The sequence below is a fragment of the Asanoa ferruginea genome, assembly GCF_003387075.1.
GTDB lineage: Bacteria > Actinomycetota > Actinomycetes > Mycobacteriales > Micromonosporaceae > Asanoa > Asanoa ferruginea.
Genome location: NZ_QUMQ01000001.1, coordinates 1,139,468 through 1,165,277, shown reverse-complemented (window position 1 = coordinate 1,165,277; position 25,810 = coordinate 1,139,468). Strand labels below are relative to the sequence as shown.

The 25,810-nt window shown below is 70.5% G+C and carries 20 protein-coding genes; 7 read left to right on the top strand and 13 right to left on the bottom strand.

The window, feature by feature from the left end; all coding sequences use genetic code 11:
* Window positions 1–66: 66 nt before the first annotated feature.
* Genes DFJ67_RS05650 through DFJ67_RS05630 form a run of 5 tightly spaced genes read right to left on the bottom strand, consistent with a single transcriptional unit; the run spans window position 67 to window position 6,985 of the window.
* Complete coding sequence (locus DFJ67_RS05650; RefSeq protein ID WP_116075686.1) at window positions 67–1,641, bottom strand: lipopolysaccharide biosynthesis protein; 1,575 nt, start codon at window positions 1,639–1,641, stop codon at window positions 67–69.
* Entirely contained in the window at window positions 1,638–2,510 is an 873-nt protein-coding gene (locus DFJ67_RS05645) for a sulfotransferase domain-containing protein (protein WP_116066917.1), read from the bottom strand. The genes DFJ67_RS05650 and DFJ67_RS05645 overlap by 4 nt, the downstream gene beginning before the upstream one ends.
* Window positions 2,507–3,766, bottom strand: a complete 1,260-nt coding sequence (locus tag DFJ67_RS05640; RefSeq protein ID WP_116066916.1) for a phosphotransferase — start codon at window positions 3,764–3,766, stop codon at window positions 2,507–2,509. Before DFJ67_RS05640 ends, DFJ67_RS05645 begins: the two co-directional genes overlap by 4 nt.
* A complete protein-coding gene (locus tag DFJ67_RS05635; RefSeq protein ID WP_116066915.1) occupies window positions 3,763–5,166 on the bottom strand; it encodes an O-antigen ligase family protein in 1,404 nt (467 codons plus the stop codon). The genes DFJ67_RS05640 and DFJ67_RS05635 overlap by 4 nt, the downstream gene beginning before the upstream one ends.
* Window positions 5,144–6,985 carry a GNVR domain-containing protein gene (locus DFJ67_RS05630; RefSeq protein WP_203784359.1) on the bottom strand — a complete coding sequence of 614 codons (1,842 nt, stop codon included), beginning with the start codon at window positions 6,983–6,985 and terminating at the stop codon, window positions 5,144–5,146. The genes DFJ67_RS05635 and DFJ67_RS05630 overlap by 23 nt, the downstream gene beginning before the upstream one ends.
* A 187-nt stretch (window positions 6,986–7,172) precedes the next feature.
* On the opposite strand from DFJ67_RS05630, the gene DFJ67_RS43670 reads away from it, so the two are divergent.
* Window positions 7,173–9,353, top strand: coding sequence for a CBM96 family carbohydrate-binding protein (locus tag DFJ67_RS43670; protein WP_244940426.1), 2,181 nt, complete (start codon window positions 7,173–7,175; stop codon window positions 9,351–9,353).
* A gap of 46 nt (window positions 9,354–9,399) precedes the next feature.
* Here DFJ67_RS43670 and DFJ67_RS05615 read toward each other — a convergent pair whose 3' ends face one another.
* The gene (locus DFJ67_RS05615) at window positions 9,400–9,864 is read right to left on the bottom strand and encodes an SRPBCC family protein (RefSeq protein WP_116066914.1); all 465 of its coding nucleotides are present in this window, start codon (window positions 9,862–9,864) and stop codon (window positions 9,400–9,402) included.
* A 1-nt stretch (window position 9,865) separates the two neighbouring features.
* Complete coding sequence (locus DFJ67_RS05610) at window positions 9,866–10,207, bottom strand: ArsR/SmtB family transcription factor (protein WP_239097628.1); 342 nt, start codon at window positions 10,205–10,207, stop codon at window positions 9,866–9,868.
* Between the two features lie 30 nt (window positions 10,208–10,237).
* On the opposite strand from DFJ67_RS05610, the gene DFJ67_RS05605 reads away from it, so the two are divergent.
* Window positions 10,238–10,750 (top strand): hypothetical protein, encoded by a 513-nt coding sequence (locus DFJ67_RS05605; RefSeq protein ID WP_116066912.1) that lies wholly within the window; start codon window positions 10,238–10,240, stop codon window positions 10,748–10,750.
* A gap of 6 nt (window positions 10,751–10,756) precedes the next feature.
* On the opposite strand, the gene DFJ67_RS05600 is transcribed toward DFJ67_RS05605, so the two are convergent.
* Window positions 10,757–11,782: a S66 family peptidase gene (locus DFJ67_RS05600; RefSeq protein ID WP_116066911.1), complete on the bottom strand. Its 1,026-nt coding sequence runs from the start codon at window positions 11,780–11,782 to the stop codon at window positions 10,757–10,759.
* Between the two features lie 143 nt (window positions 11,783–11,925).
* Here DFJ67_RS05600 and ppc point away from each other — a divergent pair, with 143 nt between their 5' ends.
* A complete protein-coding gene (gene ppc, locus DFJ67_RS05595) occupies window positions 11,926–14,718 on the top strand; it encodes a phosphoenolpyruvate carboxylase (protein ID WP_116066910.1) in 2,793 nt (930 codons plus the stop codon).
* A gap of 37 nt (window positions 14,719–14,755) precedes the next feature.
* Window positions 14,756–15,493 (top strand): hypothetical protein, encoded by a 738-nt coding sequence (locus DFJ67_RS05590; protein ID WP_147315424.1) that lies wholly within the window; start codon window positions 14,756–14,758, stop codon window positions 15,491–15,493.
* Window positions 15,494–15,496: 3 nt separating this feature from the next.
* Here the strand turns inward: DFJ67_RS05590 and DFJ67_RS05585 are convergent, their stop codons facing one another.
* Genes DFJ67_RS05585 through DFJ67_RS05570 form a run of 4 tightly spaced genes read right to left on the bottom strand, consistent with a single transcriptional unit; the run spans window position 15,497 to window position 18,888 of the window.
* Entirely contained in the window at window positions 15,497–16,207 is a 711-nt protein-coding gene (locus DFJ67_RS05585; protein ID WP_116066908.1) for an ABC transporter permease subunit, read from the bottom strand.
* The gene (locus tag DFJ67_RS05580) at window positions 16,207–17,160 is read right to left on the bottom strand and encodes an ABC transporter ATP-binding protein (RefSeq protein WP_239097629.1); all 954 of its coding nucleotides are present in this window, start codon (window positions 17,158–17,160) and stop codon (window positions 16,207–16,209) included. The genes DFJ67_RS05585 and DFJ67_RS05580 overlap by 1 nt, the downstream gene beginning before the upstream one ends.
* Complete coding sequence (locus DFJ67_RS05575; protein ID WP_116066907.1) at window positions 17,112–17,981, bottom strand: ABC transporter permease; 870 nt, start codon at window positions 17,979–17,981, stop codon at window positions 17,112–17,114. The genes DFJ67_RS05580 and DFJ67_RS05575 overlap by 49 nt, the downstream gene beginning before the upstream one ends.
* Window positions 17,974–18,888, bottom strand: a complete 915-nt coding sequence (locus DFJ67_RS05570; RefSeq protein WP_116066906.1) for an ABC transporter ATP-binding protein — start codon at window positions 18,886–18,888, stop codon at window positions 17,974–17,976. Before DFJ67_RS05570 ends, DFJ67_RS05575 begins: the two co-directional genes overlap by 8 nt.
* A 166-nt stretch (window positions 18,889–19,054) precedes the next feature.
* Here DFJ67_RS05570 and cysC point away from each other — a divergent pair, with 166 nt between their 5' ends.
* Complete coding sequence (gene cysC, locus DFJ67_RS05565) at window positions 19,055–20,557, top strand: adenylyl-sulfate kinase (protein WP_116066905.1); 1,503 nt, start codon at window positions 19,055–19,057, stop codon at window positions 20,555–20,557.
* A gap of 136 nt (window positions 20,558–20,693) precedes the next feature.
* Window positions 20,694–21,011: a hypothetical protein gene (locus DFJ67_RS05560; protein WP_239097630.1), complete on the top strand. Its 318-nt coding sequence runs from the start codon at window positions 20,694–20,696 to the stop codon at window positions 21,009–21,011.
* On the opposite strand, the gene DFJ67_RS05555 is transcribed toward DFJ67_RS05560, so the two are convergent.
* Window positions 21,008–21,754, bottom strand: a complete 747-nt coding sequence (locus tag DFJ67_RS05555) for a DUF6082 family protein (RefSeq protein WP_147315423.1) — start codon at window positions 21,752–21,754, stop codon at window positions 21,008–21,010. The genes DFJ67_RS05560 and DFJ67_RS05555 overlap by 4 nt on opposite strands.
* 434 nt (window positions 21,755–22,188) lie before the next feature.
* Here DFJ67_RS05555 and mfd point away from each other — a divergent pair, with 434 nt between their 5' ends.
* Entirely contained in the window at window positions 22,189–25,767 is a 3,579-nt protein-coding gene (gene mfd, locus DFJ67_RS05550) for a transcription-repair coupling factor (protein ID WP_116066902.1), read from the top strand.
* The last annotated feature ends 43 nt before the right edge of the window (window positions 25,768–25,810 follow it).

Below are 25,810 nucleotides of genomic sequence, written 5' to 3'. Positions count from 1 at the left end.
GCAGCAGGGATACGCACGACCACGTTCTCCTCTTTCGTCGGACGGACCGTAACCCGGCGCGGCCGGTCACCGGCGCCGCGGGCGTAACGCCTTCAACGCGTCCAACGCGAGTGGCCCGCGCAGGAGGCGCACTCCGGCCAGATACGTGGCGACCGCGACACCGAGCGCGGTCACGGTGGCGGCACCGCCGCCCCCCAGCAGGGAGCCGACCAGCCACGGCGCGAGGCCGAAGCTGAGCAGCGTGACCCCGGCGGCCGACAGCCAACCGGCGCCGAACGGATGCAGCCGCAGCCCCAGGCCGACCTGGGCGAGCGGCAGCACGTTGTTGGCCACCACGGCCGCGGCCAGGCCGATCGCGGCGCCCAGCGCGCCGATGCGCGGGATCAGCGTGAGGTCGAGGGCGATCGTCAGGCCGAGCGCGACCAGCACGTTGCCGAGGTTCCAGGCGGTGCGGCCGGCCATCGACAGCACGATGTCGACCATCCCGCAGCCGGTGGCGACCAGCATCGCGCCGGCCAGCACCAGCACGATCGGCGCGGCGTCGCGGTAGGCGGAGCCGAAGATGCTCAGGTAGGCCGGCGCGTAGGTCATCACCAGCAGGTAGAGCGGCCAGGTCAGCAGCACCAGCCAGCCGGTCGCGGTCTGGTAGAGCGCGTTGGCGGCGGTGCGGTCCTTGACGGCGAGCGCCTCGGCCAGCCGCGGCTGCACGGCCTGCGAGATGCCCTGGTTGGCGAACTGCCCCAACACCACGAACCGGCCGGCGACCGCGTAGAGCCCGGCGGCGCCGAGCCCGGCAAGCGCGGCCACCAGCAGCACGTCGACCCGCTGCAACGCGAGTTGGGCAACCGACGCGACCGAGCGCGGGCCGGTGAACCGCCAGAACGCCCGCCGCATGCTGGCCCGGTGCGAGCGCTTCACCCGGGTCGGCACGATGTCGGCCATGGTCTGGGTGTGTGCCCGGTGCAGCGCGTAGCCGGCGAAAACGGCCGTCGGCACGTAGGGCAGCGCCCAGGCGAGCGCGAACAGGCTCGGCCCGGCCGAACCGCTGACCGCGACCGCCGCGACGCCGACCGTCTGTAGCCCCGGCCGGACCAGCTTGTCGAGCAGCACGGTCGGCCGGATCAGCCGGTAGCCGCGGGTCGCCGCGAGCAGCGTGTCGGACAGCACCGCCAGCGGCACGAACGCGGCCAGCAGCCGGATCTGGGTGACCAACTCGGCGCGTACGGCGGGCGACGCGTCGCCGGCGGTCAACCGCGCCAGTGCCGGCGCGTCGACGAACAGCAGCACGCCGACACCGAGAGCCGCGCAGACCACCGGCGCGAACGCGGTGCGCAGGCAGGCACCGAGTAGGAAACCGTGGCCGCGCGCGCGCAACCGGGCCGGCCAGTAGACCAGCCCGGTCTGCGTGCCCAACTTCGCCAGCGTCGAGGTGAGCACGAACGCGGCCGTGGCGGCGAAGAACGCGCCCGCGTGCTCCGGGCCGAGCCGGTGCGCGACCAGCCAGGTGACCGCGAGCCCGGCCAACCCGGCCACGCCCGCGCCGACGATCCCCGCGGCACCACCCCGCGCGACGTTGCCGATCGCCTTCTTCGTCGCGGCGGCGGCATCGTCCTTGGCAAGGTCCGCGAGGTTCGTGGTCATCGGCGCCAGACCGGGTCGCGCCCGAGCCACTCGGTGAGGCGGTCGTCGTGCGCCGCGAAGTGTGCGGTCAGGTCGCGCCGGGTCTGCTCGTCCATCGCGGACTCGCGCGGCCGGGCGTTGTGCCGTTCGAAGGGCGGGTAGCCGAGGTCGGGCAGGCCGAGGAACTCGAGCACCTCGTCGTATACCTCTTCCGGCGTGGTGAAGAACCGCTCGCTCTCCACGACCAGGATCCGGTCCCGGCCGATCCGGCCGGCCATCGCCGACAGGTAGGTCGCGTACTCGCCGCGGGCCCGGTAGGCGTGGTGCTGGTGTCCGAAGCTGTAGTAGGTCGGGTCGTCGGCGAGCCGTTCCTCCTGGCCGTGCAGCCGGCCCGGCTCGAGCGCGAGTGCGCGGGCGAACGACGGTTCCGACTCGAAACCACGGGCCAACTCGTGCGCGTGCTGCGAGTAGGCCCGTTCGACCGGGTCGCGGACCAGCGTGACCAGCTTGACGTCGGGCAGGTCGCGGGCGATCCGGGCGACCGCGTGCGGGTGATACATGTAGTAGGGGCTCGACTCGAACGTCTGCGCCGGCACCCCGAACTGCTCGACCACCTTGGCCGCGGTGCGTTGCAGCGGGAAGTGCCCGCGATACCAGGCCATGCCGTGGTGGTAGGAAGTGTCGAAATAGTGCACCCCCTTGTGCAGCACGGCCTTGAGCACGGCCGGGTGCGCGGCCAGGGCGCGGTAGAGCGAGGTGGTGCCGCACCGCTGGCCGCCGCAGATCAGGAACGACGGCAGCATCCGGGCCGGCGCGGTGATCCGGCCGTAGGAGCGCGATCCGAAGTGGACGACCCGTTTGACCGGGCTGGGAACATGCGACGACTTCACCGGAAGGCCTCCACGCGACGGACGAGTACGGGCAGCAGCCAGGTGCCGAGCACGCCGAGCCGGGCACCGGCCTCGGCCTGCCGGTCGGCGAGATACCGGGCGGCCAGGTCGATCAGGTAGAGCAGGGCCGTCAGTTCGGCCGCGGCGCGCGGCACCTCGAACGGGGCGAGCAGCAGCGGCGCCCGGGTGACCATGCGTTCCACCGCGGCTGCCGCGTCGGGGTCGGTCTGGATCCGGCGCTGCAACTCGTAGTGCAGCGCGTCGAAGCCGAGCGGGACGCCGAGGGTGAACCGTTCCCAGTCCCAGACCAGCAGCGAGTTCGCCAGCGACGCCATGTTCCACGGCGCCCAGTCGCCGTGCCAGGCCCCGTAACGCAGGTCGGTGTCGCCGGCCCGCGCGGCCAGGTCGCGGGCGGCGTTGGCCAGCGCGGCACCGTCCGGCCGGTCGGTCACCGTCGACAGCCGCTCCCGCAACTCGGTCCAGTAGGGGCTGGTCGACAGCCAGCCCTTCGAGGTGCCGCAACACAGGGCGACCGCGCGCATCGCCGCGCCCAGCCGCTCGGCGGCCAGCGGCGCCCGGGGTTGCCAGACCGGCAGCGCGCTCTGCACCAGCACCTGGTTGCCCCGCCACTCGCCGCTGTGCAGCACGCGGGGAATGGTGACGTCGTCGACAACGGCGTGCGCGAGCGCGTTGAGCGCCGAGGTCTCGGCCCGCACCAGCCGGCGGGTCAGCGGCCCCGTGCCCAGCTTGCCGAACCCGACCGTGCGGCCGTCGCGGGCGATGAGCTGGAGCACCGGCTTGCGGTTGGCCCGCGCCGGTCCGATGTGGATGCTCAGCGCCACCTCGGCACCGAGCACCCGCCGCAGATAGCCGTCGATGGTCTCGGCGGCCGGGCCATACACCCGGACCCGGTCGCGCAGCAGCAGCCCGCTCGCCCCGCTGCGCAGCGCGGTGACCACCGCGTCGCGCTTGAGCCGGGCGAGCCGGCCCTGCGGCTCGGCATACCGGCGCACGGCGGCGGCCGCGATCCGCCGCGACCGCGCCGGCACCAGCAGCCGCGGCCGGCGCAGGTCGGGCACCACCAGATAGTCCGCCACCGGTGCCCCGACGACCCGGCCGTCGGTGTCGTCACCGGGCGCCCCGTCGGTGAAACAGGGGGGTGGATACAGCAGGTCGAGCACCTCGCGCAGGTAGGCCGCGCGTAGCTGGGCGTCCCGCACCCGCAGGTGTGCCGGCGCCGTGGCAACGGGACTCAATGTGTCACTCCACTTCGCGTGATGGTGGATTCCGCGGCATTGGCCGCGTTGCGCCAGAGCAACGCGTAGCCGAGAAACATGAACGCCAGCGGCGTGACCAGCGTGTTGTACCAGAACATCGACACGAACGAGCCGATCAGCGCGCAGCCGCCGGCGATGCCGATCGCGCTGCGGTCGCGCCGGAACCGCCACAGCCCGTAGCCGAAGAAGCCCAGGTAGGCCAGCGTGCCCAGGGCGCCGTGCGCGAAGATCAACTGCCAGAACTGGCCGTTGCCGCCGATCGTGAAGTTGCCGCACCGTTCGCAGTCGTGGCTCTCGCCGACGGTGATCGAGTTGCGGCCGCCGATCGTGGTCCGGGTCGAGCCGAAGCCGATCAGCGGCGACTCGACCCACCCGGTCACCGCCCGCTCGACCAGGTAGGACCGCACGCCGTTGGACTTGCCGTTGTCGAGCCGGGCCGCCACCACGTCGCCAAGCGGCGTCACGACCAGCGCCGCGCCGATCGCTGCTAGGGCCGCGACCAGCACGCCGATCACCCAGACCCGGCCGGCGAACGCCAGCCGGACGGCGGCGTAGAGCGCCGCGACGCCGAGGCCGATCCACAGGCCCCGGTTCAGCGAGATGACCACGGGGATGACCGAGACGGCCAGGCACAGGACCGCCAGCACCCGGGCTCGGCGGCTGGCCGCGGCGCCGAACAGCGCCGCGCAGAACCAGACCATCAGCAGCAGGAAGTTGTTGCCCCAGGTGTTGGTGTAGCCCCAGGGCGCTGCCGGGCGGGGCCGGTCGTCGCCGAGGATGTCGTGGATCTGGGCCGCGTACGGGTGCACCAGGCTCCGGATGAAGCCCTTGTCCCGGACGTGCTCGGGCAGCAGCAACTCGATCGGCGAGGTGAACTCGAACGTGCCCGCGAACACGCCGAGCAGCCCGCCGGCCACGGTGATCGCGAAGAGCCAGCCGAGCTGCCGGACCAGCCGGGCCTTGGGCAGCTCCCGCTCGGTCAGGTTGCCGGCGTAGAGCAGCAGCACGGTCAGCGCGGCATACTCGCCGAGCCGGAACAGCACCCCCGGGATCCGGGCCAGGCCACGCTCGGGCACCGTGCCGACGGGGTCGGCGCCGAGCACGGCCACCCCGACGACCAGCACCACCAGGAAGACAAGCCAAAACGCGAAACCCGGTGGCAGGCGTACGCTGCGCCCCGCGTATTGGGCCTTGACGAGGAACCAGGCCATCGGCACCGCGGCCAGCGGGAAGATCAGCACCCCCAGGCCGAGCGCCCACCACACCGGATACAGCACCAGCAGCCCGGCGAGCGGCCAGGCCGGCAGCCAGATGTCAGGGCGCGACGGTCGCCACGACTTCGCGTGGCGGCCGCGTTCACGAAGCGGTGTGCTGACCATTGTTGGCGGCGCGATCCATGTCGCGCAGCGTCTCGGAGTCGAGCCGGCGCAGCACCGCGGTGTCGGGGTCGGTTTCCGACTTGGCGCGGGCGGGGCGGCGGTTGCTCGGCTGCCTGTTGCGCAGCCCGCCCGGCAGGGTGACGCCGGCAACGGTCAGGTCGCCGGAGTTCTCGTCGGCGGTCGCCGGCGGCCGGGACCGCGGCACCTCGCGCAACACGTCGCCGGAGGCGTCGAGGTCGCGCAGGTCGTCGAAGTCCGGGGTGTCCTCGTCGTGGCTGAACTCGGTGTCGTTGTCGGACTGGCTCTCGGCGCTCGGTGCCAGCCGCGGGATCACCACCGTGCCGAGCAGCGGGGTGCCGACCCGGGTGAGCTGGGCGACCGCGTCGACCACCTCCGGGCGGCGGGTGCGGCGCAACTCGACGGTGAGGATCGCGGCGTCGGCCATCCGGGCCAGGCTCTGCGCGTCGGCGCTGCTGGCGGTCGACGGCGCCTCGATCACGACATACCAGTCGCGGCGGCGGAGCTGGGCCAGCACCTGACGCAGCGCCTGCGACTGGAGCAGCCCGCCGGCGCTGGCCGTGCCGCCGGTGGTGATCACCCGCAGCGAGGGCACCCGGGGCGCCCGCTGCACCGCGGCGCGCAGCCCGACCTTGCCGGTCAGCACGTCACCGAGGCCGGGAGTGGCGCCGACGCCGAACAGTCGGGCCAGCGGCGCGGCGTCGACCAGGCTGTCCGGCAGGTGGGCGCCGACCAGCACCACCTCGCTGCCGCTGCGCGCCATGGCCGCGGCCAGGTTGGCGGCGACCAGGGTGGACGCGACGCCCCGGCTCGCACCGGCGACGACCACCACCCGGTCCTCGGCGCGCAGGCTGGCCAGCACCTCGTTGCGCAGGCGGTTGAAGGTCCGGCCGCCTGTCGCGTACGGCTGGAAGATCTCGTCAAGCTGTGGCCCGGTGGCTTCGGTGAGCTCCGCGAGCACCGGCACCCGGGCGACCCGCTCGACGTCGGCGGCGCCGCGCACTCGGCGGTCGAGGCGCTCCCGGACCACCGCGACAGACAGGCCGAGCAGCAGCCCGAGCATCGCGCCGGTGGCCAGGTTGAGCTTGCGATTCGGCTTGCTCGGCTCGCTCGGCAGTTGCGCGTCGCTAATGATCTTGCCGGCGCTGACCGTCTCGGTGGTCAGGTCGTTGAGCTTGCCGCTGATCGAGTTGAGCTGGCTCTGGTTGGTGCTGCGCTGGCTCTCCAGGCTGGGCCGCGAGGCGGCGTCCTGGGTCAGCGCGGCCAGCTTGGTGTTGATGTTGGCCAGGTTCGCGTTGAGCTGTTTCACCTTGTTGGTCAGCGCGGAGATCTGGGCGTCGATCCCGGCCTGCGCGCTGGCCTCGCGGTTGCGCAGGTAGGCCTCGGCGAACGCGTGCGAGCCGGCCTGGGCCCGGGCGGGGTCGGCGGCCTTGTAGGCGATCTCCAGCACCGCGGTGTTCGGCGGCACGGTGACCGAGACGCCCTTGGCCAGGATGTCGGGTGCGTCGCCGGAGCGGAGCAGGTCGGCGGCGCCGACCGCGATCTGGGTCGAGCCGACGAGTTGCGCCTCGGTGTCGAGGTTGATGTCGCCCTTGGTCCGGCCGCCCGCCACGTTCGTGTCCTGGCCGGCCGGTTGCACGAGCACCGAGGTGACCGACTCGTAGGTCTTCGCCATCACCTGGTTGGCGCCGAATCCGCCGCCGACGCCGAGCACGCACCCCAGCACCACCAGCCACCACTGCCGGCGGAGCAGGCCGAGGTAGTCGGAAAGATCGGGCGCGGTAGGGCCGGTGGTTTCCACGGGGGGTTCAACGGGCGGGCCGGGTCTCGCGTAACTCGCCCGTGGGGGGACGAAATGGTACATACGACTGACGAGACCGTTACCCAGAAAAACGGCTAATGCTCCTAACTACCCGATTTTGGATAAAGTCGGTCATGAGCACCATCAGCCACGCCGGTAGACAGGCGTCACGATGGAGGGAAACCTGATGGCCAGACCACTCGGAGTCCGCACCGCGGTAGCAGCCGGTCTCACCGGCTTCGCCGTCCTGCTGGGTGTCGTCGGTGGCGCCCTCGGGTCCAATCCCGACCTCCAACTGGCGGTCAGCGCGGATGGCTACGCCACCACGACCGGCGACGGCTTCTCGGGCAACCGGATCGAACTCGTCGCCGGCGGCCTCGACGGCGGTGCGGCGATCACCTATTTGAAGTTCGACGTGAACAGCAGGCGGGCGGCCCGCACGCCGACCAGTGCGTCGGTGACCTTGACCCGCCGGGCCGGCGCGCTGCCACCGCTGCTCGAGCTCAGCAAGGTGCCCGGCACCTCGTGGCGGGAAGACAAACTCGACCGGCGGACGGCGCCGCGGCTGGGCTCGGTGATCGCTTCGGCGCGCCCCGGGCGGTCCGACAAGTCGGTCCGGTTCGACGTCTCAAAAGCGATCAAGGGGCGCGGGACGTACGCGTTCGCGGTGACCGCGCCCGGCGGCGGCCTGGCCGACTTCTTCGACGCTGACGGGGTACGGCCGGCGCAGGGCAAGATCGAGCCGACGCTGAAGGTGTCGTGGCAGGACGCGGTGCGGCCCTACGTCGGGAACGTGCCCGGGCTGCCGCAGATCGGCAACGACCGGCCGAGCCGGCCCCGGCCGCCGAAGCTGCCCAACCTGCCTGATCTTCCGGGTCGCCCGAACCTCCCGAACCTGCCGAACCTCCCTGACCTGCCGGATCTTCCGGGTGGGCCGGACCTGCCGGGTCTGCCTGGGCTACCGGGTGTTCCGGGCCTGCCGGGGTTGCCGAGTGTTCCGGATCTGCCTGACCTGCCCGATCTTCCGGGTGGGCCGGGCCTGCCGGACCTCCCGGACCTGCCGGATCTTCCCGATCTGCCGGACCTCCCGACGCCGACGACCACGCCGACCGACGACCCGACGCCGACCGCGAGCCCGACTCCATCCGCTACTCCGACGGCCAACCCGACGTCGACTCCGACGGCGGGACCGACTTCGACGCCGACGGCGGGACCGACTTCGACGCCGACGGCGGGACCGACTTCGACGCCGACGGCGGGACCGACTTCGACGCCGACGGCGGGACCGACTTCGACGCCGACGGCGGGACCGACTTCGACGCCGACGGCGGGACCGACTTCGGGGCCGACCCCGACCACCGGGCCGACGTCGCCGACGCCGACCACCAGCCCGACCCAGCCGCCCGGTGACGGGCGCTGCACGCTGGGCGCGAAGCTCGTACCCACGTGTGGGGTGCTCTGGGGTGTTGCTCCTGGCGCGCACACCGACCAGTCACGCGACCAGGCGCTGGCGCAGTTCGAGTCGGACACGGGCCGAACCCAGGCGATCTACCACGCCTATCACCGCGGCACGGAGATCTTCCCGACCGCGCAGGAGATGAGCATCGCCCGCGACCCGGCGAAGCCCCGCCTGCTGTTCCTCAACTGGAAACCGACGGGCGCGAGCTGGGCCCAGATCGCCCGCGGTGACGAGGCCACCGACAACTACCTGGACCGGCTGGCCGAGCACATCCGGGACACGTTCACCGAGCCGTTCTTCTTCACCGTGCACCACGAGCCGGAAAACGACGTGAAGCCGGCGAGCGGCTCCGGCTACACGGCCACGGACTTCCGCAACATGTACCGCTACGTGATCAACCGCCTCCGCGCCGAGGGCGTGTCCAACCTGGTCTCGGTGATGGTGCACATGGCCTACATCCCGTGGCTCACCCAGTCGTGGTGGGAGCAGCTCTACCCCGGCGACGACGTGGTCGACTGGCTGGGCTGGGACGTCTACGCACACAGCGACCCGGGCCAATACGGTTACGGCGACTTCGCTGAGCTGATGAACCGCAAATCCAGCAGCGCCCCGGCGTGGCAGGGCTTCTACAACTACGCGGCGGCGAAACACCCGGACAAGCCGTTCATGCTGGGCGAGTGGGGCGTCTGGTATTCGTCTCGCGACCCGGGCCACATGGCCGACTTCTTCGACTCGGTGGCCAAGCAGATCTCGATGTTCCCGCGCCTGAAGGCGATGGTCTACTTCGACACCCCGTCGGACCAGTCGGGCAAGGACTCCCGCGTCACCCGGACATCGTCCGGCCTGGCCGCCTACCGCCGCCTGGGCCTGGACCCGACCTTCCAGGTGGACCTGACGTCAAGGGGATGAGGGCGTGGCGGCCTCCATCGGGAGGCCGCCACGGTTCTCGCTCAGCTCAGTTCAGCTTGGCCAGGTAGCTGGCCAGGGCGTCGTAGGACTGCCCGGCGCCCTCGGACATGCCGGAGGCGATCATCCCGTCGCGCTGTTCCTTGGTGTCGAAGCGGGTGACGCTGGTGACGGTCGTCTTGCCGCTCTCTTCGGTCAGCTCCAGCGTCTCCACGCAGATCTGCCCGGGCATCCCTTCGAACTCGAAGGTCTGCACGATCCGCTCCGGCTCCTCGATCTCGCGGTATTCACCCCGGAACGCCCACTCGCCGTCGGGCGCGTGCTCGACGAACCGGTAACCGCCGCCCGGGCGGAAGTCCATCTCGCAGTCGAGCGGGTTGCCCCGGCCCCACCAGTGCTTGACGTGCTCACAGCTCGAGTGCGCCGCGAAGACCAACGCCCGGGGCGCGTCGAACACGCGAACCATCTTGATCTCCAGGTCGGACGGGGTGGTCACGGTCAGGTTCTCGGCCATCTCAGTTCTCCTTCTGGATTCGTTTCAGGTATTCGCCCAGCTCGTCGTAGCGCTCCTCCCAGAAGCGCCGGTATTCCGTCACCCACACGGCAACCTCACGCAACGGCGCCGCGTCGAGCCGGCAGGGCCGCCACTGCGCGTCGCGGCCGCGGGTGATCAGGCCGGCTCGCTCCAGCACCTTCAGATGCTTGGAGATCGCCTGAAGGCTGATCGGGAACGGCTCGGCGATCTGGTTCACGGTCGCCTCGCCCTCCGCCAGCCGAGCCAGGATCGCCCGCCGCGTCGGATCGGCGAGCGCACTGAAAACCTCACTCAACCGATCCACCACGGCCGCCTTCCTCAACCTGCCAGTTAATTAACCGCTAGGTTGAATATGCTCCTCACGGCCGCGCGTGTCAAGGTGTGCGCGACCGAGGAGGTGTTCGCGCTGTTGGAGCGGTTGAATCTGGCCGAGACGATGATTCGCGCCGGCGCCAGGCACGACCCCTCGGTCAACGATCGGCGACTCCTCGCAAAGGAGTCCCAGCGGCTGTCGCCGCGGGCGGCTTCCCGCCGCGTCGCGAGGCTCGCCTATCCGTCGATGTTCCTGCTCGTGCCGGCATCCGTGCTTGCCGGAATCGTGGTGTCGTGGACCGTGACCCACCTCGGCGGACCCAACTGGCTTCAAGCGATCTTGGGGTACGGGATCGCGTTCGTGCCGCCGGCCGTGTTCTTGTCGCTGAACGCGTTCCTCTGGACTCTGCGCCTCCGACGGCACAACGCGGTGAAACTCATCCTGCTGGGCAACGCGAGCCGCAGCCTGTGGTCGGCGACCATCGTTGGCTACTGCATCGCGGTTGGCGCCACCGCGCTCGCCTACGCGAGATGGCCTGACGCCTTCATCTGACGGCGCTCAGTAACGCACCGAGATGCGGCGGGCCTGCGCGTCGACGCGGGCCTCGCCGCCGTAGGGGAGGACCTGCTGCGGGTCGGTGTGGCCGATGTCGAGGTCGAGCACGAGCACCGCGTCCGGGGCGTATTCGGCCGCCGCGCGCAGGACCGCCGCCCGCTGGTCGTCGGCGTACGCCTGCTTGGCCGCCGGCGACAGGGGGTTGGTGCGCTCCCAGCACTTGGGGCGGCCCATCAGGATGGCCGGGACATCCGCCAGCCAGCCGCGTTCGCCGAGGTTGCGGAGCATGTAATAGACCTCGGTCGCCGGCGGCATGTCTTCGGAGGTCTCGGCGAAGAAGATCGCACCGGGTGGCGGCGCGGCGACCTTGTCGGCGGCCAGCAGCCAGGTCAGCACCTCGATGTTGCCGCCCCACAGCGGGCCGGTCACCGCGGCCACGGCGCCGTGCCACGTCCACCCGGAAGACGGAAACATCCGCTCCGAGGCCGACGGGTAGTCGGGCGTGAGCCAGTCGACCGGCTCGTCGGTGTAGTCGGCTGACGGCGTCAGCTCGAACCAGTCCGACCCGAACAGCGCGGCGTTCAGCGACTCGCGGGTCAGCGGGTGGAGGTCGCCGGCCCGGCCGAGTTGGACCATGACCGAGCCGCCGTGATAGCCGACGATGCCGAGGCCGTAGAGGTAGTTGAGCAGGGTGGTGTTGTCGGAGTAGCCGAAGAACGGCTTCGGGTTGGCGCTCAGCACCGCCGGGTCGAGGTGGCGCAGGATCCGGAGCTGGTCGTCGCCGCCAATGGAGGACAGCACCGCGTCGATCGTCGGGTCGGCGAAGGCCGCCATGACGTCGCGGGCTCGGTCGGCCGGTGGGGCATTCATGATGCGAGTCGTCGGGTATTCGACCGGCTCCAGCTTGAACTCCTCGCGGAGGCGGCGCAGGCCCAGCTCGTAGGGCGCGGGGTGGATGGCTGGCAGGCCGGCGGACGGGGAGATCACCGCGACGCGCGATCCAGGCCGCGGCTTGGTTGGGTAGCGCATGGTGCCAAGCTAGCCACCGCCGCAAACGGGATTAACAGCACATTTCACAGGGGCTGGTCCACCCGCGTGCCCAGCCGGCGCAGGTAGCATCATCATGCACGGGACAGCGCTGTCCGCCCTGCACCGCCGTAAGGAGCGCACCCGTGTCCGACCCCACCGGTCCGACCAACCCAGACGACCCCGACGCCGCACTGCGGGCCGATATCCGCCGGCTCGGCACGCTGCTCGGGCACACGCTGGCCCGCCAGGAAGGCCGGCCGCTGCTCGACCTCGTCGAGGAGATCCGGGCCCTGGTCCGCAGCGACGCCGAGGCGGCCGCCACCCGCCTCTCGGCCATGGACGTCACCACCGGCACCAAGCTGGCCCGCGCCTTCTCGACTTATTTCCACCTGGCCAACATCACCGAGCAGGTGCACCGCGCCCGGGAGTTGCGGCGGCTGCGGGCGACCACCGGTGGCTGGCTCGACCAGGCCGCCAAGCGGATCGCCGAGCGCGGGGTGCCGGCCGAGGAGATCGCCGCCGCCGGCCGCCGGCTCGCGGTGCGGCCCGTCTTCACCGCCCACCCGACCGAGGCCGCCCGCCGGTCGATCCTGTCGAAGCTGCGTGCCGTCGCCGACGAGCTCGACGCCGAAGCCGCCGAGAGCGTGCTCTACGGCGCGCCGCCGCACGCCGACGACCGTCGCCTCGCCGAGCTGCTCGACCTGCTCTGGCAGACCGACGAGCTGCGCCTCGACCGGCCCGACCCGACCGACGAGGCCCGCAACGCGATCTACTACCTGCGCGACCTCTACGCCGACGCCGCGCCGCAGGTGCTCGACGACCTCGCCGACACGCTGCGCGGGCTGGGCATCGAGACCTCACCGACGTCGCGCCCGCTGACCTTCGGCACCTGGATCGGCGGCGACCGCGACGGCAACCCGTTCGTCACCCCGAGGGTGACCCGCGACGTGCTGTTGATCCAATACGAGCACGGCATCCAGGCCACGGAGCAGGCGCTCGACGACCTCATAAACGAGGTCTCGGTGTCCCGCCGGCTGCGCGGTGTCTCCCTCGACCTGTCCGCCAGCCTGGCCCGCGACCTCGACAACCTGCCCGAGGTCGCCGAGCGGTTCCGCCGGGTCAACGCCGAGGAGCCCTACCGGCTCAAGGCCCGCTGTGTGAAGGCCAAGCTGGCCAACACCCGGCTGCGGCTCGCCCGGGGCACCGCGCACGTGGCGGGTCGCGACTACCGCGGCTCGGCCGAGCTGCTCGCCGACCTCGAGCTGATGCGGGCCTCGCTGGCCCGCAACGCCGGCCAGCTCACGGCCGTCGGCAAGCTGGCCAGTGCGATCCGCACGATGTCGGCGTTCGGCCTGCACCTGGCGACGATGGACATCCGCGAGCACGCCGAGGCACACCACGCGGTGCTGGCCCAGCTCTACGGCCACGTCGGCGAGGTCTCCGACTATCGCAACCTGCCCCGCGACGAGCGCACCAAGCTCCTGGCCACCGAGCTGGCCGGGCGCCGCCCGCTGGCCGGGGTGGGCACCGCCCTGACCGACGCGGCGCGCAAGACGTTCGACGTGTTCACCGCGATCCGCGAGGCGCAGGACCGGTTCGGCCCGGAGGTCATCGAGTCCTACATCATCTCGATGACGCTCGGCGTCGACGACGTGCTGGCCGCGGCCGTGCTGGCCCGCGAGGCCGGCCTGGTCGACGTGCACGGCAACCGCGCCGACGTCGGCTTCGTGCCGCTGCTGGAGACGCCGGCTGAGCTCACCGCCGGCGGCGAGATCCTCGACGAGCTGCTGTCGCTGCCGGCCTACCGCGCGCTGGTGCGGGCCCGCGGTGACGTGCAGGAGGTCATGCTCGGCTACTCCGACTCCAACAAGGAAGCCGGCATCACGACGAGCCAGTGGTCGATCCACCGGGCCCAGCGCGCGCTGCGCGATGTCGCCGCCCGCCACGGCGTACGCCTGACGCTGTTCCATGGTCGTGGCGGCACCGTCGGTCGCGGTGGCGGCCCGACCCACGAGGCGATCCTGGCCCAGCCCTACGGCACGCTCGACGGGTCGATCAAGGTCACCGAGCAGGGCGAGGTCATCTCCGACAAATACACGCTGCCCGCGCTGGCCCGGGAAAACCTCGAGCTGACCGTGGCGGCCGTGCTCCAGGCGACGCTGCTGCACACCGAGCCGCGCCAGCCGCTGGAGATGCTCTCCAAGTGGGACGACGCGATGGACGTCGTGTCCGGTGCGGCCTTCTCCGCGTACCGTGGCCTGGTCGAAGATCCTGATCTGCCCGATTATTTCTGGGCGTCGACGCCGACCGAGCTGCTCGGCGCGCTCAACATCGGCTCCCGTCCGGCCAAGCGCCCCAACGCCAACGCCGGTCTCGGCGGGCTGCGGGCTATCCCGTGGGTGTTCGGCTGGACCCAGTCGCGGCAGATCGTGCCCGGCTGGTTCGGCGTCGGCTCGGGCCTGCAAGCGGCCCGCGCGGCCGGCCTCGCGCCGGTGCTCGAGGAGATGCACGGCGACTGGCACTTCTTCCGCACGTTCCTGTCCAACGTGGAGATGATGCTGACCAAGACCGACCTGTCGATCTCGCGCCGTTATGTGGAGACGCTGGTGCCGGGCCCGCTGCAGCGGATCTTCGAGATCATCGAGCAGGAGTACGAGCTGACGAAGCGCGAAGTCCTCGCGATCACCGGCTCGCCCGCGCTGCTGGAGAACAACGCCGTGCTCCAGCGCACGCTGGCCGTGCGCGACAGCTACCTGGAGCCGCTGCACCACCTCCAGGTCGCGCTGTTGCGGCAATACCGCGACTCGGGTGCGGCCGGTCGCACAGTGGCGACGGCGCCGGGCGGGCGGCGCGCTCCCGGTGACGGAGCGGCGCTCGAGCGGGCGCTGCTGACCACCGTCAACGGCATCGCGGCGGGAATGCGCAACACCGGCTGATTGCCCGGGGTCGCCCCCGCCTGCCACCATCAACGCCATGGCGGGGGTCGATGCGTTGCCCGGGGCCGGAGCCCGGTCCCGGGTGTTCCCGGTGCTGCGGCTGGTGCTGCTCGGGCTCTGGGTGGCCTGGGCGCTCACGGCTTGGTGGACGGCACCGCGGACCGCCACCATCGACCAGGCCCGCGCTGACGCGGCGGCGGGCCGGGTCGTGGCCTTCGAGTTTGCCTCGTCGTTCGACGACGCGGACACCGTCTCTATCTGGTTCACGCCGGTCGAGGTCACCTCGACCAGCCAGATGGCCGACAGCGTGCTCGTCTGGCGTACCGGCTTCGGCCGCGTGCACTACACGCAGGTGACCTCGATCGACCCCTCGGGAACCGGCGGGTGGACCGAGTTCGAAATGCTGCTGCCGTCGTTCCCGGCGAATGCCGAGGGCACTTCGATTCCACCGCTCGCGCCGGTGCTGGCCACGATCATCGCCCTGATCAGCCTGCTGATCCTGGTCTGGGGACCGGCGCCGGGGCTCGGCACCCGGTGGTTCTGGTTTTGGCTGGGCGGGATCCCGTTCGGGCTCGGGGTGCTGCTGTGGTTGCGCGCCGAACGCCCGTGGGCCGAACCCGAGCCGCCGGCCCCCGACAGGAAGACCGGCCAGCCCAAGCGTTACGACGGGCTGACCGGTCTGTTGCTCATGATCCTCTGCGGGATCGTGCTCTCGCTCCTGGTCGCGCTGCTGCGCGCTTTTCCGGAATGGCTGGTGCCGAGCGCGCTGCCGTAACGATCAGCTGGTTTCGCCGGTCACCGAGAACGACGAGAGCCGCCGGATCGCCAGCGCCGTGAACAGGACGGTCACCACGATGCTCATCACCACCGCGACCGGGAACGAGACGTTGGGGTGGAGCAGGTCGGAGCTCGCGGCCTTGTCGGAGATGGTCAGCACATACTGCTGCACCGACAGCACCCGGGTGCCGCTGACCAGGTTGGACAGCAGCCCCTCCCAGACGATCACGTAGACCAGGCCGAGCAGCACCGGCCGGCGGGAGATCAGGCTCAGCGCGACGAAGATCGCCGAGTAGAGCACCGCACCCGCGAACGCGCCGACCACCAGGCCCAGGCCCAGCCGCGGACCGTCGGCCAGCGCGCCGACGATGTAGAACGGCACGGCCGCGGTGGCACCGGTGACCGCGATCGAGACCAGCAGCTTCGGCAGGACGATCCGCCAGCGCGCGATCGGCTTCGACAGGATGTGGGTGATGGTGCCGTCGTCGATCTCAGCGCCGAGCACGCCGGTGCCGACGATCAACGAGACGATCGGCAGCAGGGTGGTGAAGCCGAGCGCGACGATCACCGGCTGGGCCCAGTCCGACGGGCTGATGCCGGAGAGCCGCGGGATGAGCGCGATGCCGACCATCAGCAGCGGCAGCGGCAGGAGCAGCAGGAACCGCCGGCGGCCGAGCAGGCCGCGGGTGGTGATCCAGGCGACCGTGGACATCAGGCCTCCACCAGGTAAGAGAAGACGCTTTCCAGCGACTCGTCGGAGGGCAGCAACCGGCGGACCCGGATGCCTTCCTTGAGTGCGATCCGGGGCAGCGCCCGGGTGAAGCTGCCGTAGTCGCCGGCGCGCACGGTCAGCCCTTCGCGGCCCAGGTCGACGCCGTTGACCGAGGGCTGGTGCATCAGCGCGACCGCGAGCCGCCGGTCGTCGGTCGACTGCACGGCGAACACGTGCGGCCGGTTGGTCATCAGCCGGCGGATCGTGCGGAAGTCACCGGACGCCGCGAGCCGGCCGGAGACCATCACCTGGACGGTCCCGGAGAGCTGCTCGACCTCTTCGAGGATGTGCGAGCTGAACAGGATCGTCCGGCCGGCGGCGCCGAGCCGGTGCAGCAGGTCCATCATGTGCATCCGCTGCCGCGGGTCCATGCCGTTGAACGGCTCGTCGAGCAGCAGCACGTCGGGCTCGTGCACGAGCGCCGCGGCGACCCGGGTGCGCTGCCGCATGCCCTTGGAGTAGGTGCCGATCCGGCGGTCCTTGAACTCGCCCATCTCGACCAGGTCGAGGGCCCGGGCGGTCGCGGCGGCCGGGTCGGGCAGGCCGTGCAGCTTCGCGCTGACCAGCACGAACTCGTAGGCCGTGAGGTAGGCGTGCACCGACTCGCGCTCGCTGACCAGGCCGAGCTTGCGGTAGACGGCCGGGTTGCGCCAGGCAGGCTCCCCGTCGACGGTCAGCGTGCCGCGCGACGCCGGCAGGAACCCGGCCATCATGTGCAGCAGCGTGGTCTTGCCCGCGCCGTTGGGCCCGAGCAGCCCGGTCACGCCGGGGCCGAGCGTCATGGTGACGTCGTTGACGGCCACCACGTTGCCGTACCAGCGGGAAACCCCGTCAATCTCGACAGTCACGACTTCGACACCTTCCGGTAGCGGCCGATCAACAGCGTCACGCACAGCGCGACCAGGAGGACGGTGACCAGCGCGTAGAGCGGGCCGAACGGGCCGATGCCCAATTCTTCCGAGGAACTGGTCGGCTCGAAGAGCCAGTCACCGACGCCGCCGACCAGGCTGACCGGGTTGACGATCTGGGCCAGCTGGTGTGCCCGCTCCGACGGCAGGGTGGCGAGCACCGCCACGATCGGCGCGGTGACGATGAACGTGCCGACGATCGCGGCGGCCGCCACCGCCCGCCGCTTCAGCAGCGAGGCGACCAGCACGGCCATGCTGCCGAAGACGAGCCCGTAGAGCGCCGTGTAGATCAACGCGAGGCCGACGTCGCCCAGCTCGTTCATCACGTTGCTGAAGCCCTTCACCGAGAACGCCGCGCCGATGAAGATCAGCAGCTGGCCACCGCCGAAGACCAGCATCACGCCGCTGACCAGCGCGGCCAGCTTCGCGAGCGCGTAGTCGCCGGGCCGCAACGGCCGGGAGAAGTAGAGCGGCAGCACCCCGCTGTGCAGGTCGCGGGAGACCAGCTCGGGCGCGGCGATCGCCACGAACAGGATCATCAGCAGGCCGAGCACCTGCGGATAATCGGCGTACTTGATGACGACCTCGCCGGTCTGGGCCCGGATGGCCATGACGACGATCGCCACGATCGCGGCCACGCCGACCACGAACCACGGGAAGATCTTGGCCTTGAAGCTGCGGCCCAGCCCGAACACGGTGCGCAGGCTCTGCGTGTAGAGCGCCAGCACCACGTCGCGGCGGCCGAGCCGCGCACCGGCGTACCGCTGATATCCAATGTCGTGAATGACACCCGCGGGGCTAGACATGCGCGGCCTCCCGGTCGGCGAAGAGCTCAGCCACCCGGTGGCGGCGCTGGTCGAGACGATGCAGCGGCAGGTCGAGATCGGCCACCGCGGTCAGGATCCGGTCATAGGTCTGATCATCTTCCAGGGGTACGAGCAGCGCGTGCCCGTCCTTGGTCACCGGCAGCCGCATCTCCAGCAGCCGCCGCTCCAACTCGTCGCCGCCCTCGCTGACCTCGACCACGAGCACGTCGGTCGAGGTGGTCATCGCGGACACGTTGTCGGAACGCAGCAGCTTGCCGCCGTCGATCGCGATCAGGTGGTCGCAGATCCGCTCGACCTCGCCGAGCAGGTGCGAGCAGACCACGACCGAGATGCCGAACTCGGTGCCGATCCGCTGGACCAGGGCGAGCATCGCGTCGCGGCCGGCCGGATCGAGACCGTTGGTCGGCTCGTCGAGAAGCAACAGATCTGGATCGTGTACGAGCGCCTGCGCCAGCTTGACCCGCTGCTTCATGCCGGTCGAGTAACCGCCGACCTGCCGGTAGCGCTCCTCGTAGAGGCCCACGTGGCGGAGCGCCTCGGACGCGCGCTCCCGGGCACTGGTCTTCGGCAGCCCGCTGATGCGACCGAGGTGCGTCACCAGCTCGGCGGCGCTGAGATCGGGTGGGAGGCTGTCGTGCTCGGGCATGTAGCCGACCCGGGCCCGGACGCCCATCGGGTCGACGGTCGGATCCAGCCCCAGCACCTGGACCCGCCCCGAAGTGGGTGGCAGCAGCCCGAGCAGGATCTTGATCAGCGTCGACTTGCCCGCGCCGTTGGCGCCGACCAGCCCGATGATCCCCGGCTCGACGCTGACCGTAAGGTCGGACAGCGCGGTTACCCGGCCGCCGTACGTCTTGGTGAGCGACTCGGTCGCGATGAGTGTCACGGGGCACAGCGTATGACCCAGCGTCACCGTCGTGGATCCGGCGCACCCCGGATCTAGCCATTAAGGGTCGCGTTGCGTGGGTCCCGCTCGACCCTGACGGTCGCGGACTGAGACACTTGGGCGCGAATAGACCGAGGGGGTTGGTTTGAGCGAGCGCGGGTGGCTGATGCCCGACGAGTTGCTGCGCGACGCGCCGGCATACAGCCCGCGTGCGGGCGAGCTCGCCGACCTGGAGCTGCTGCTCACCGGCGCCTACGCGCCACTGACCGGTTTCCTCGGCCGCGCCGACCTGACCGCGCTCCAGAGGCGCGGCCGGCTCGCCGACGGGACGCCGTGGCCGCTGCCGGTGACCCTGGAGGTCCCCGAGCCGCTGGCCCTGGGTCTCGATCTCGACGACCCGGCGCTGCGATCGATCGTGCTCACCGACCAGGAGGGCGCCCCGATCGCCGCGGTCGAGGTCAACGACACCTGGCCGAGCCGCGACGGCCGCTACGGCGTCGGCGGCACGGTCCGGCAGATCGGCGACGGCCGGCACGGCCCGTTCCAGCGGCTGCGCCGCACTCCCGCCGAGGTCCGCGAGCTGCTGCCACCGGGCCGGGTGCTCGGCGTGGTCGCCGACCGCCCGCTGCACCGCCCGCAACTGGCGCAGATCGCACACGCGGCGCGTACCCTCGCCGCTCATCTCCTGGTGTTGATCCCGGTCGGCGAGGCCGGCCCCGGCGGCCTGTCACCCGAGGTGCTGGTCCGCACGGTGTTCGCGGCGCGCGACCGGATGCCCCCGGCGACGCTGGTCGCGGTGCCCCTGGTCCGGCGCGGCGACGAGATCCGCGACGCGCTGCTGCGCGCCAAGGTGGCGGCCGCTTACGGGGTGACGCATCTGCTGTCCACCGGCGAGATGCTCTCCGGGGGTGGACCGCGGGTGCTGGTGCCGCGGGAGTTGGCCTACGACAACCGTGACGGTCAGTGGCGGTGGCGCGACGACATCCCGCCACGGAACCGCCGGCTGGCGCTGCGCACCGACGAGATCGACGATCTCCTTGATCGGGGCTTCCCGCTGCCGGAGTGGCACACACCGCCGGCGGTGGCGAAGGAGTTGGCCCGAGCACGGCCACCCCGCCGCCAGCGCGGCCTGGTGGTGTTCCTGACGGGGTTGTCCGGTTCGGGGAAGTCGACGGTCGCGCGCGGGGTGGCTGATCATCTCCGCGAGACCGGCGATCGCACGGTGACGCTGCTCGATGGTGACGTGGTGCGGCGGGAGCTGTCCGCGGGGCTGGGCTTCAGCAAGGAAGATCGCGACCTCAATATCCGCCGGATTGGCTGGGTCGCCGCCGAGGTGGCTCGGCATCGGGGGATGGCGATCTGCTGCCCGATCGCGCCTTACGCCGCTGCGCGGCGCACCGCGCGCGAGATGGCGACGCTGGCGGGGGCGGGGTTCGTGCTGGTCCACGTCGCTACGCCGCTCGAGGTGTGCGAGCGGCGTGATCGCAAGGGGTTGTATGCGAAGGCTCGGGCCGGCCTGATCAAGGGCATGACCGGGATCGACGACCCGTATGAGGCGCCGCTCGACGCGGAGCTGACGCTCGACACGAGCGAGCTGAGCGTCGACGAGGCAGTGGGCGCGGTTCTGCACCACCTGACCGAGACGGGCTGGGTCGAACCCAAGCGCTGAGGGTCGCCCATCGGTCCATCGGCTGACCCGATTAGAGGGTCTTGCCGCCCCTCCCGAACATGGTTACCATCGTCAACTATTCGCGGGACACGCAGCGATCTGCGATGCGCGGAGCGCGGGTCGTGAGATCATCGGCTTGTCCGAAATGGTCGTTATGGGGCAGATGGGGCGTGAGGTTCGTGGCGGGGGAACTGCGGGTGGACCGTTGAAGATCCTCCGTCGGCACGGTTCGGCGCCGCGCGAACGCTGCAACACCAACGTGACGTGTCCCGACATCTTTGAGCTGACCGACGGTCGCTTCGCGGTCGTGGGCCTCGATGCGACGGTCGAACTCGACGGCCAACTTGCCGAGGTTCAGGCCGGGCGCGCTGCGGAGGAGCGCATCGTCGTTCTGCCGCGCGAGGTCATGTTGGCCGCTCTGCGGGACGTGAAACAGCTCAACGCCGGCGACTAGGCCGCTTCGGCGACCTCTGCGGTCCCGTTCCAGGCGGGCGTGGCCGGGTCGGGACGATGCGTCCGCAGCAGGTGCTCATACTCCGAGCAGACCTCGTCGGCCACCGCTGTCATGCGGTGTTCGAAAGAGTCTGTCACCAAGATCCGCTGCCGGAACTCCTTGGTTGTGGTCCAGTATTCCCTGATGATCGGGCTCGAAAAAAGGTAACGCAGCATGCTTTGAAGCTCGGCTTCGGTGTAGTCACTGATCTTCAGCTGAAGCCAGCTGTGCTGAATTATCAAGTTCGCATACTGATACTGCCGGTGTCGCGCTGGAGAGCCAACCACCTGCGGCCAGACCTGGGCAAGTTCGGGATCGGCGATCGACAATTGCACGAGATCGAAATGTAGGTGGCGCAGGTCTGCCTCGGCGCTTCGGTGTAGTTCGGCCTTGGTCTGGATCAATGAATCGCGCTGGAGGGCGAGTTCAGCCCGTTGTGACCGTAGTTCAGTGAATTGCATCCAGAAGGTCACGACCACGGCCGCGAGCGCCAGCCCAGAGAAGATGGCATTGAGAACTCCGAACGTCTCACCGACATTCGCCCGGACCGCCCACGTCTCATCAGGGGCCGTGCCGGCGATCATCCCGGAGGCGGCGAGGCCGGCAAGAAGCGCGACGGAGACACCGGCGAGGAGAAGAATGGTCCACGACAGTAGTCGCCGTGCCCGACTGAACGCCCTTTCGCCGATCATTGGTTCGCTCATGGTCGCCGCCTGACAGGGTAGGTGAGCGCGATCAGAACGAACCCTTACGGCTTCCTCAGGATCGCCATACCTAGATGTTGGCATTGCAACGCGAGCAGCGCTAGAGCATGAACACCCGCGCCCGTGAGTGAATGACCAATTGACGGGTCGCCAAAAGGTGTGAAGCAGGTCGCTGTCCCGCTATCTGCCATCTGGCACAACGCAATTGCGGAACCTGCCGTGGGCGCGCTCCGAACAATCTATACCGGGAATTGCCGTATGGCTATTCGCGATATCGCGCCGGTCCAACCCGGTCGGCGCCGTCGTCGGCCCCGCGGCCGGCGACATAACGCGCAGGCGGGTTGTCGTACGCCCGGCGTAGTCTGGAATCCGCACGTCGCACCCCCCCGTCCTTGCCGGCGGGGGGCCGTCCTGCGTGCCCGAAAGGATCATCCATGCTTCAAGGTCTGCTTGCCGCGGCCCTGGGTGACGCGGGGTTGGCCCGTGCGCGCGACCTCGCCCGCGCAGGTTTCCCCGACGCTGACGGGCTCGATCTCACCGCGCCCGCCGCCCTGCGTCCCTTCGTCGTTGCCGCCGTCGCTGCCGAGAGTGACGGTGCCGGGCGGCCGGTGCTTGCCGTCACCGCCACCAGCCGTGAAGCCGACGATCTCACCGCGGCGCTGGCCAGCCTGCTGCCCGAAGATCAAATCGTCAGCTACCCCGCCTGGGAGACGCTGCCCCACGAGCGGCTTTCGCCACGTTCCGACACCGTCGGGCGGCGGCTTGCCGTCCTTCGGCGGCTGGCCCACCCCGGTGACCACCCTGTCCGGGTCGTTGTCGCCCCCGTGCGGAGCATGCTTCAGCCGCAGCTCAAGCGGCTTGGCGACCTCGAGCCCGTCGAGTTGCGGGCCGGGGAAGACGCCGATCTCGACGAGGTCGCGCACCGGCTCAACGACATGGCCTACGCCCGCGTCGACCTGGTCACCAAGCGCGGCGAGTTCGCCGTACGCGGCGGGATTCTCGATGTCTTCCCACCCACCGACGAGCATCCGTCGCGGGTCGAGTTCTGGGGCGACCAGGTCGAGGAGATCCGCACCTTCGCCGTCGCCGACCAGCGGACCATCGACAAGGTCGACACGATGTTCGCGCCGCCGTGTCGCGAACTGTTGCTCACCGACGACGTCAGGGCCAAGGCCAGGGCGCTCAGCGAGACGCATCCCGAGCTGTTGGAGATCCTCGACAAGCTGGCCGAGGGCATCCCGGTCGAGGGGATGGAGTCGCTGGCTCCGGCGTTGGTCGGCGCCGACAAGCTCGAGTTGCTGGTGCACTGCATGCCCGCGGGCACCCACGTGCTGCTCTGCGACCCCGAGCGCATCCGCACCCGGGCGCACGACCTCGTGCGCACCAGTGAGGAGTTCCTTCAGGCTTCTTGGGCCGCGGCCGCGGTCGGTGGGCAGGCGCCGATCGACCTCGGTGCCGCCGCCTTCAAGACCCTGGGCGAGGTTCGGCACGCCGCGCAGGAGTTGCGCCAGCCCTGGTGGTCGGTGTCGCCGTTCGGGCTGGTCGAGAGCGCCGTCGAGGCCGAGCCGCAGCCCTGGGAAGACCCGGTCGACGCGGTCACCGTCACTCCCGACACGGGTGACGCGATCGCGCTCAGCGCCCAGCCGACCACGCTCTACCACGGCGAGACGGCCCGGGTGATCAAAGACGTCGAGCAGTGGCGCAGCGACGGCTGGGCGGTCGCCCTGGTCTTCGAGGGGCACGGGCCCGCGCAGCGGGCGGTCGAGGTGCTGCGTGACGCCGGCCTCGGCGCGGTGCTCACCGAGCGCATCGACACGCCACCGGCAAGAGGCGACGTGCTGGTCACCTGCGGCGGGCTCAACCACGGGTTCGTCGACGAGGCGTCCAAGCTGGTCGTGCTGACCGGCAACGACGTGACCGGCGGGCGCGGCGCGACCACCCGTGACATGCGCAAGATGCCCAGCCGGCGGCGCAACACGATCGACCCGCTCGAGTTGCGCAACGGCGACTTCGTCGTGCACGAGCAGCACGGCATCGGCAAATACGTCGAGCTGGTGCAGCGGGTGGTCAACGGCGCGAGCCGGGAATACCTGGTCATCGAATACGCCGCCTCCAAGCGCGGCCAGCCCGGCGACCGGCTCTACGTGCCGACCGACCAGCTCGACCAGTTGTCCCGCTACGTCGGTGGCGAGACGCCGGCCCTGCACAAGATGGGCGGTTCCGAGTGGCAGAAGGCCAAGACCCGCGCGCGCAAGGCCGTCCGCGAGATCGCCGCCCAATTGATCCAGTTGTACGCCGCCCGCAAGGCGTCCAAGGGCCACTCCTTCGGCCCTGACACGCCCTGGCAGCGCGAGCTCGAAGACGCGTTCCCGTGGACCGAGACGCCCGACCAGCTCTCGGCGATCGACGAGGTCAAGCACGACATGGAACAGGCGATCCCGATGGACCGGCTGATCTGTGGCGACGTGGGCTACGGCAAGACCGAGATCGCCGTCCGCGCCGCGTTCAAGGCCGTGCAAGACGGCAAGCAGGTCGCGGTGCTGGTGCCGACCACGCTGCTCGCGCAGCAGCACTACAACACGTTCTCCGAGCGGATGAACCAGTTCCCGGTGGAGATCCGGCAGCTGTCCCGGTTCCAGACGCCGAAGGAGGCCGAGCAGACGCTCGACATGGCCGCCGCCGGCACGGCCGACATCGTGATCGGCACGCACCGGCTGCTCCAGTCGGCGACCCGGTTCAAGAACCTCGGCATGATCGTGGTCGACGAGGAGCAGCGCTTCGGTGTCGAGCACAAGGAGCGGCTCAAGTCGCTGCGCACCTCGGTCGATGTGCTGACGATGTCGGCGACGCCGATTCCTCGTACCCTCGAAATGGCCATCACCGGAATCCGCGAGATGTCGACGATCGCGACCCCGCCCGAAGAGCGGCATCCGGTGTTGACCTTCGTCGGCGCGCAAGACGACCGGCAGGTCGCCGCGACCATCCACCGCGAGCTGCTTCGCGACGGCCAGGTCTTCTACCTGCACAACCGGGTCGAGTCGATCGACCGGGCGGCGCGCCGGCTGCGTGAGCTGGTGCCCGAGGCACGGATCGCGGTCGCACACGGCCAGATGGGCGAAGACGCCCTCGAGAAGGTCATGGTCGGCTTCTGGGAGAAGGAATACGACGTTCTGGTCTGCACCACGATCGTCGAGTCCGGCATCGACATCCCCAACGCCAACACGCTGATCGTCGAGCGGGCCGACCTGCTCGGGCTGGCACAGCTCCACCAGATCCGTGGCCGGGTGGGCCGGGGCCGGGAGCGGGCCTACGCCTACTTCCTCTACCCGCCCGACAAGCCGCTGACCGAGCACGCGCACGAGCGGCTGGCGACCATCGCCCAGCACACCGAGCTCGGCGCCGGCATGTATGTCGCGATGAAGGACCTGGAGATCCGCGGCGCCGGCAACCTGCTCGGCGGCGAGCAGTCCGGCCACATCGAGGGGGTCGGTTTCGACCTCTACGTGCGGATGGTCGGCGAGGCCGTGTCGGCGTTCAAGGGCGAGAAGCCCGAGGAGGAGTTCGACTTCAAGATCGACCTCCCGATCGACGCCAACCTGCCACACGACTACATCGCGGTCGAGCGGCTGCGCCTGGAGATGTACCGCAAGCTGGCCGAGGCCCGCTCCACCGAGAAGCTCGACGAGATCGTCGCCGAGCTGACCGACCGCTACGGCGAGCCGCCGGAGCCGGTCCGCAACCTGGTGGCGATCGCCCGGTTCCGGCTGGTGATGCGCTCCCACGGGATCACCGACGTCTCGGTGCAGGGCAAACACCTGCGGTTCTCGCCGATGCCGCTGCCCGATTCCAAGCAGTTGCGGCTCAAGCGCTACCACCCGGACGCGGTCTACAAGTCGGCGACCGACCAGGTCAGCGTGCCCCGGCCGACCACCCGCCGGGTCGGCGGCGATCCACTGCGCGACCAGGCCCTGCTGGAGTGGTGCGAGCAGTTGGTGAAGGACATCCTCGGGTAAGGGGTCGTGGGAGGCGGCGCGCGCGGGCGTGAGAGAGTGTCGA

Excerpts from the sequence above, each read along its gene's own strand:
- DFJ67_RS43670 (WP_244940426.1), top strand. The coding sequence starts at position 7,173 with ATGGCCAGACCACTCGGAGTCCGCACCGCGGTAGCAGCCGGTCTCACC.
- DFJ67_RS05605 (WP_116066912.1), top strand. The coding sequence starts at position 10,238 with ATGCTCCTCACGGCCGCGCGTGTCAAGGTGTGCGCGACCGAGGAGGTG.
- DFJ67_RS05600 (WP_116066911.1), bottom strand. The coding sequence starts at position 11,782 with ATGCGCTACCCAACCAAGCCGCGGCCTGGATCGCGCGTCGCGGTGATC.
- cysC (WP_116066905.1), top strand. The coding sequence starts at position 19,055 with ATGCCCGACGAGTTGCTGCGCGACGCGCCGGCATACAGCCCGCGTGCG.
- DFJ67_RS05585 (WP_116066908.1), bottom strand. The coding sequence starts at position 16,207 with ATGTCCACGGTCGCCTGGATCACCACCCGCGGCCTGCTCGGCCGCCGG.
- DFJ67_RS05590 (WP_147315424.1), top strand. The coding sequence starts at position 14,756 with ATGGCGGGGGTCGATGCGTTGCCCGGGGCCGGAGCCCGGTCCCGGGTG.
- DFJ67_RS05635 (WP_116066915.1), bottom strand. The coding sequence starts at position 5,166 with ATGGTCAGCACACCGCTTCGTGAACGCGGCCGCCACGCGAAGTCGTGG.
- DFJ67_RS05555 (WP_147315423.1), bottom strand. The coding sequence starts at position 21,754 with ATGAGCGAACCAATGATCGGCGAAAGGGCGTTCAGTCGGGCACGGCGA.
- mfd (WP_116066902.1), top strand. The coding sequence starts at position 22,189 with ATGCTTCAAGGTCTGCTTGCCGCGGCCCTGGGTGACGCGGGGTTGGCC.
- DFJ67_RS05615 (WP_116066914.1), bottom strand. The coding sequence starts at position 9,864 with ATGGCCGAGAACCTGACCGTGACCACCCCGTCCGACCTGGAGATCAAG.
- DFJ67_RS05575 (WP_116066907.1), bottom strand. The coding sequence starts at position 17,981 with ATGTCTAGCCCCGCGGGTGTCATTCACGACATTGGATATCAGCGGTAC.
- DFJ67_RS05650 (WP_116075686.1), bottom strand. The coding sequence starts at position 1,641 with ATGACCACGAACCTCGCGGACCTTGCCAAGGACGATGCCGCCGCCGCG.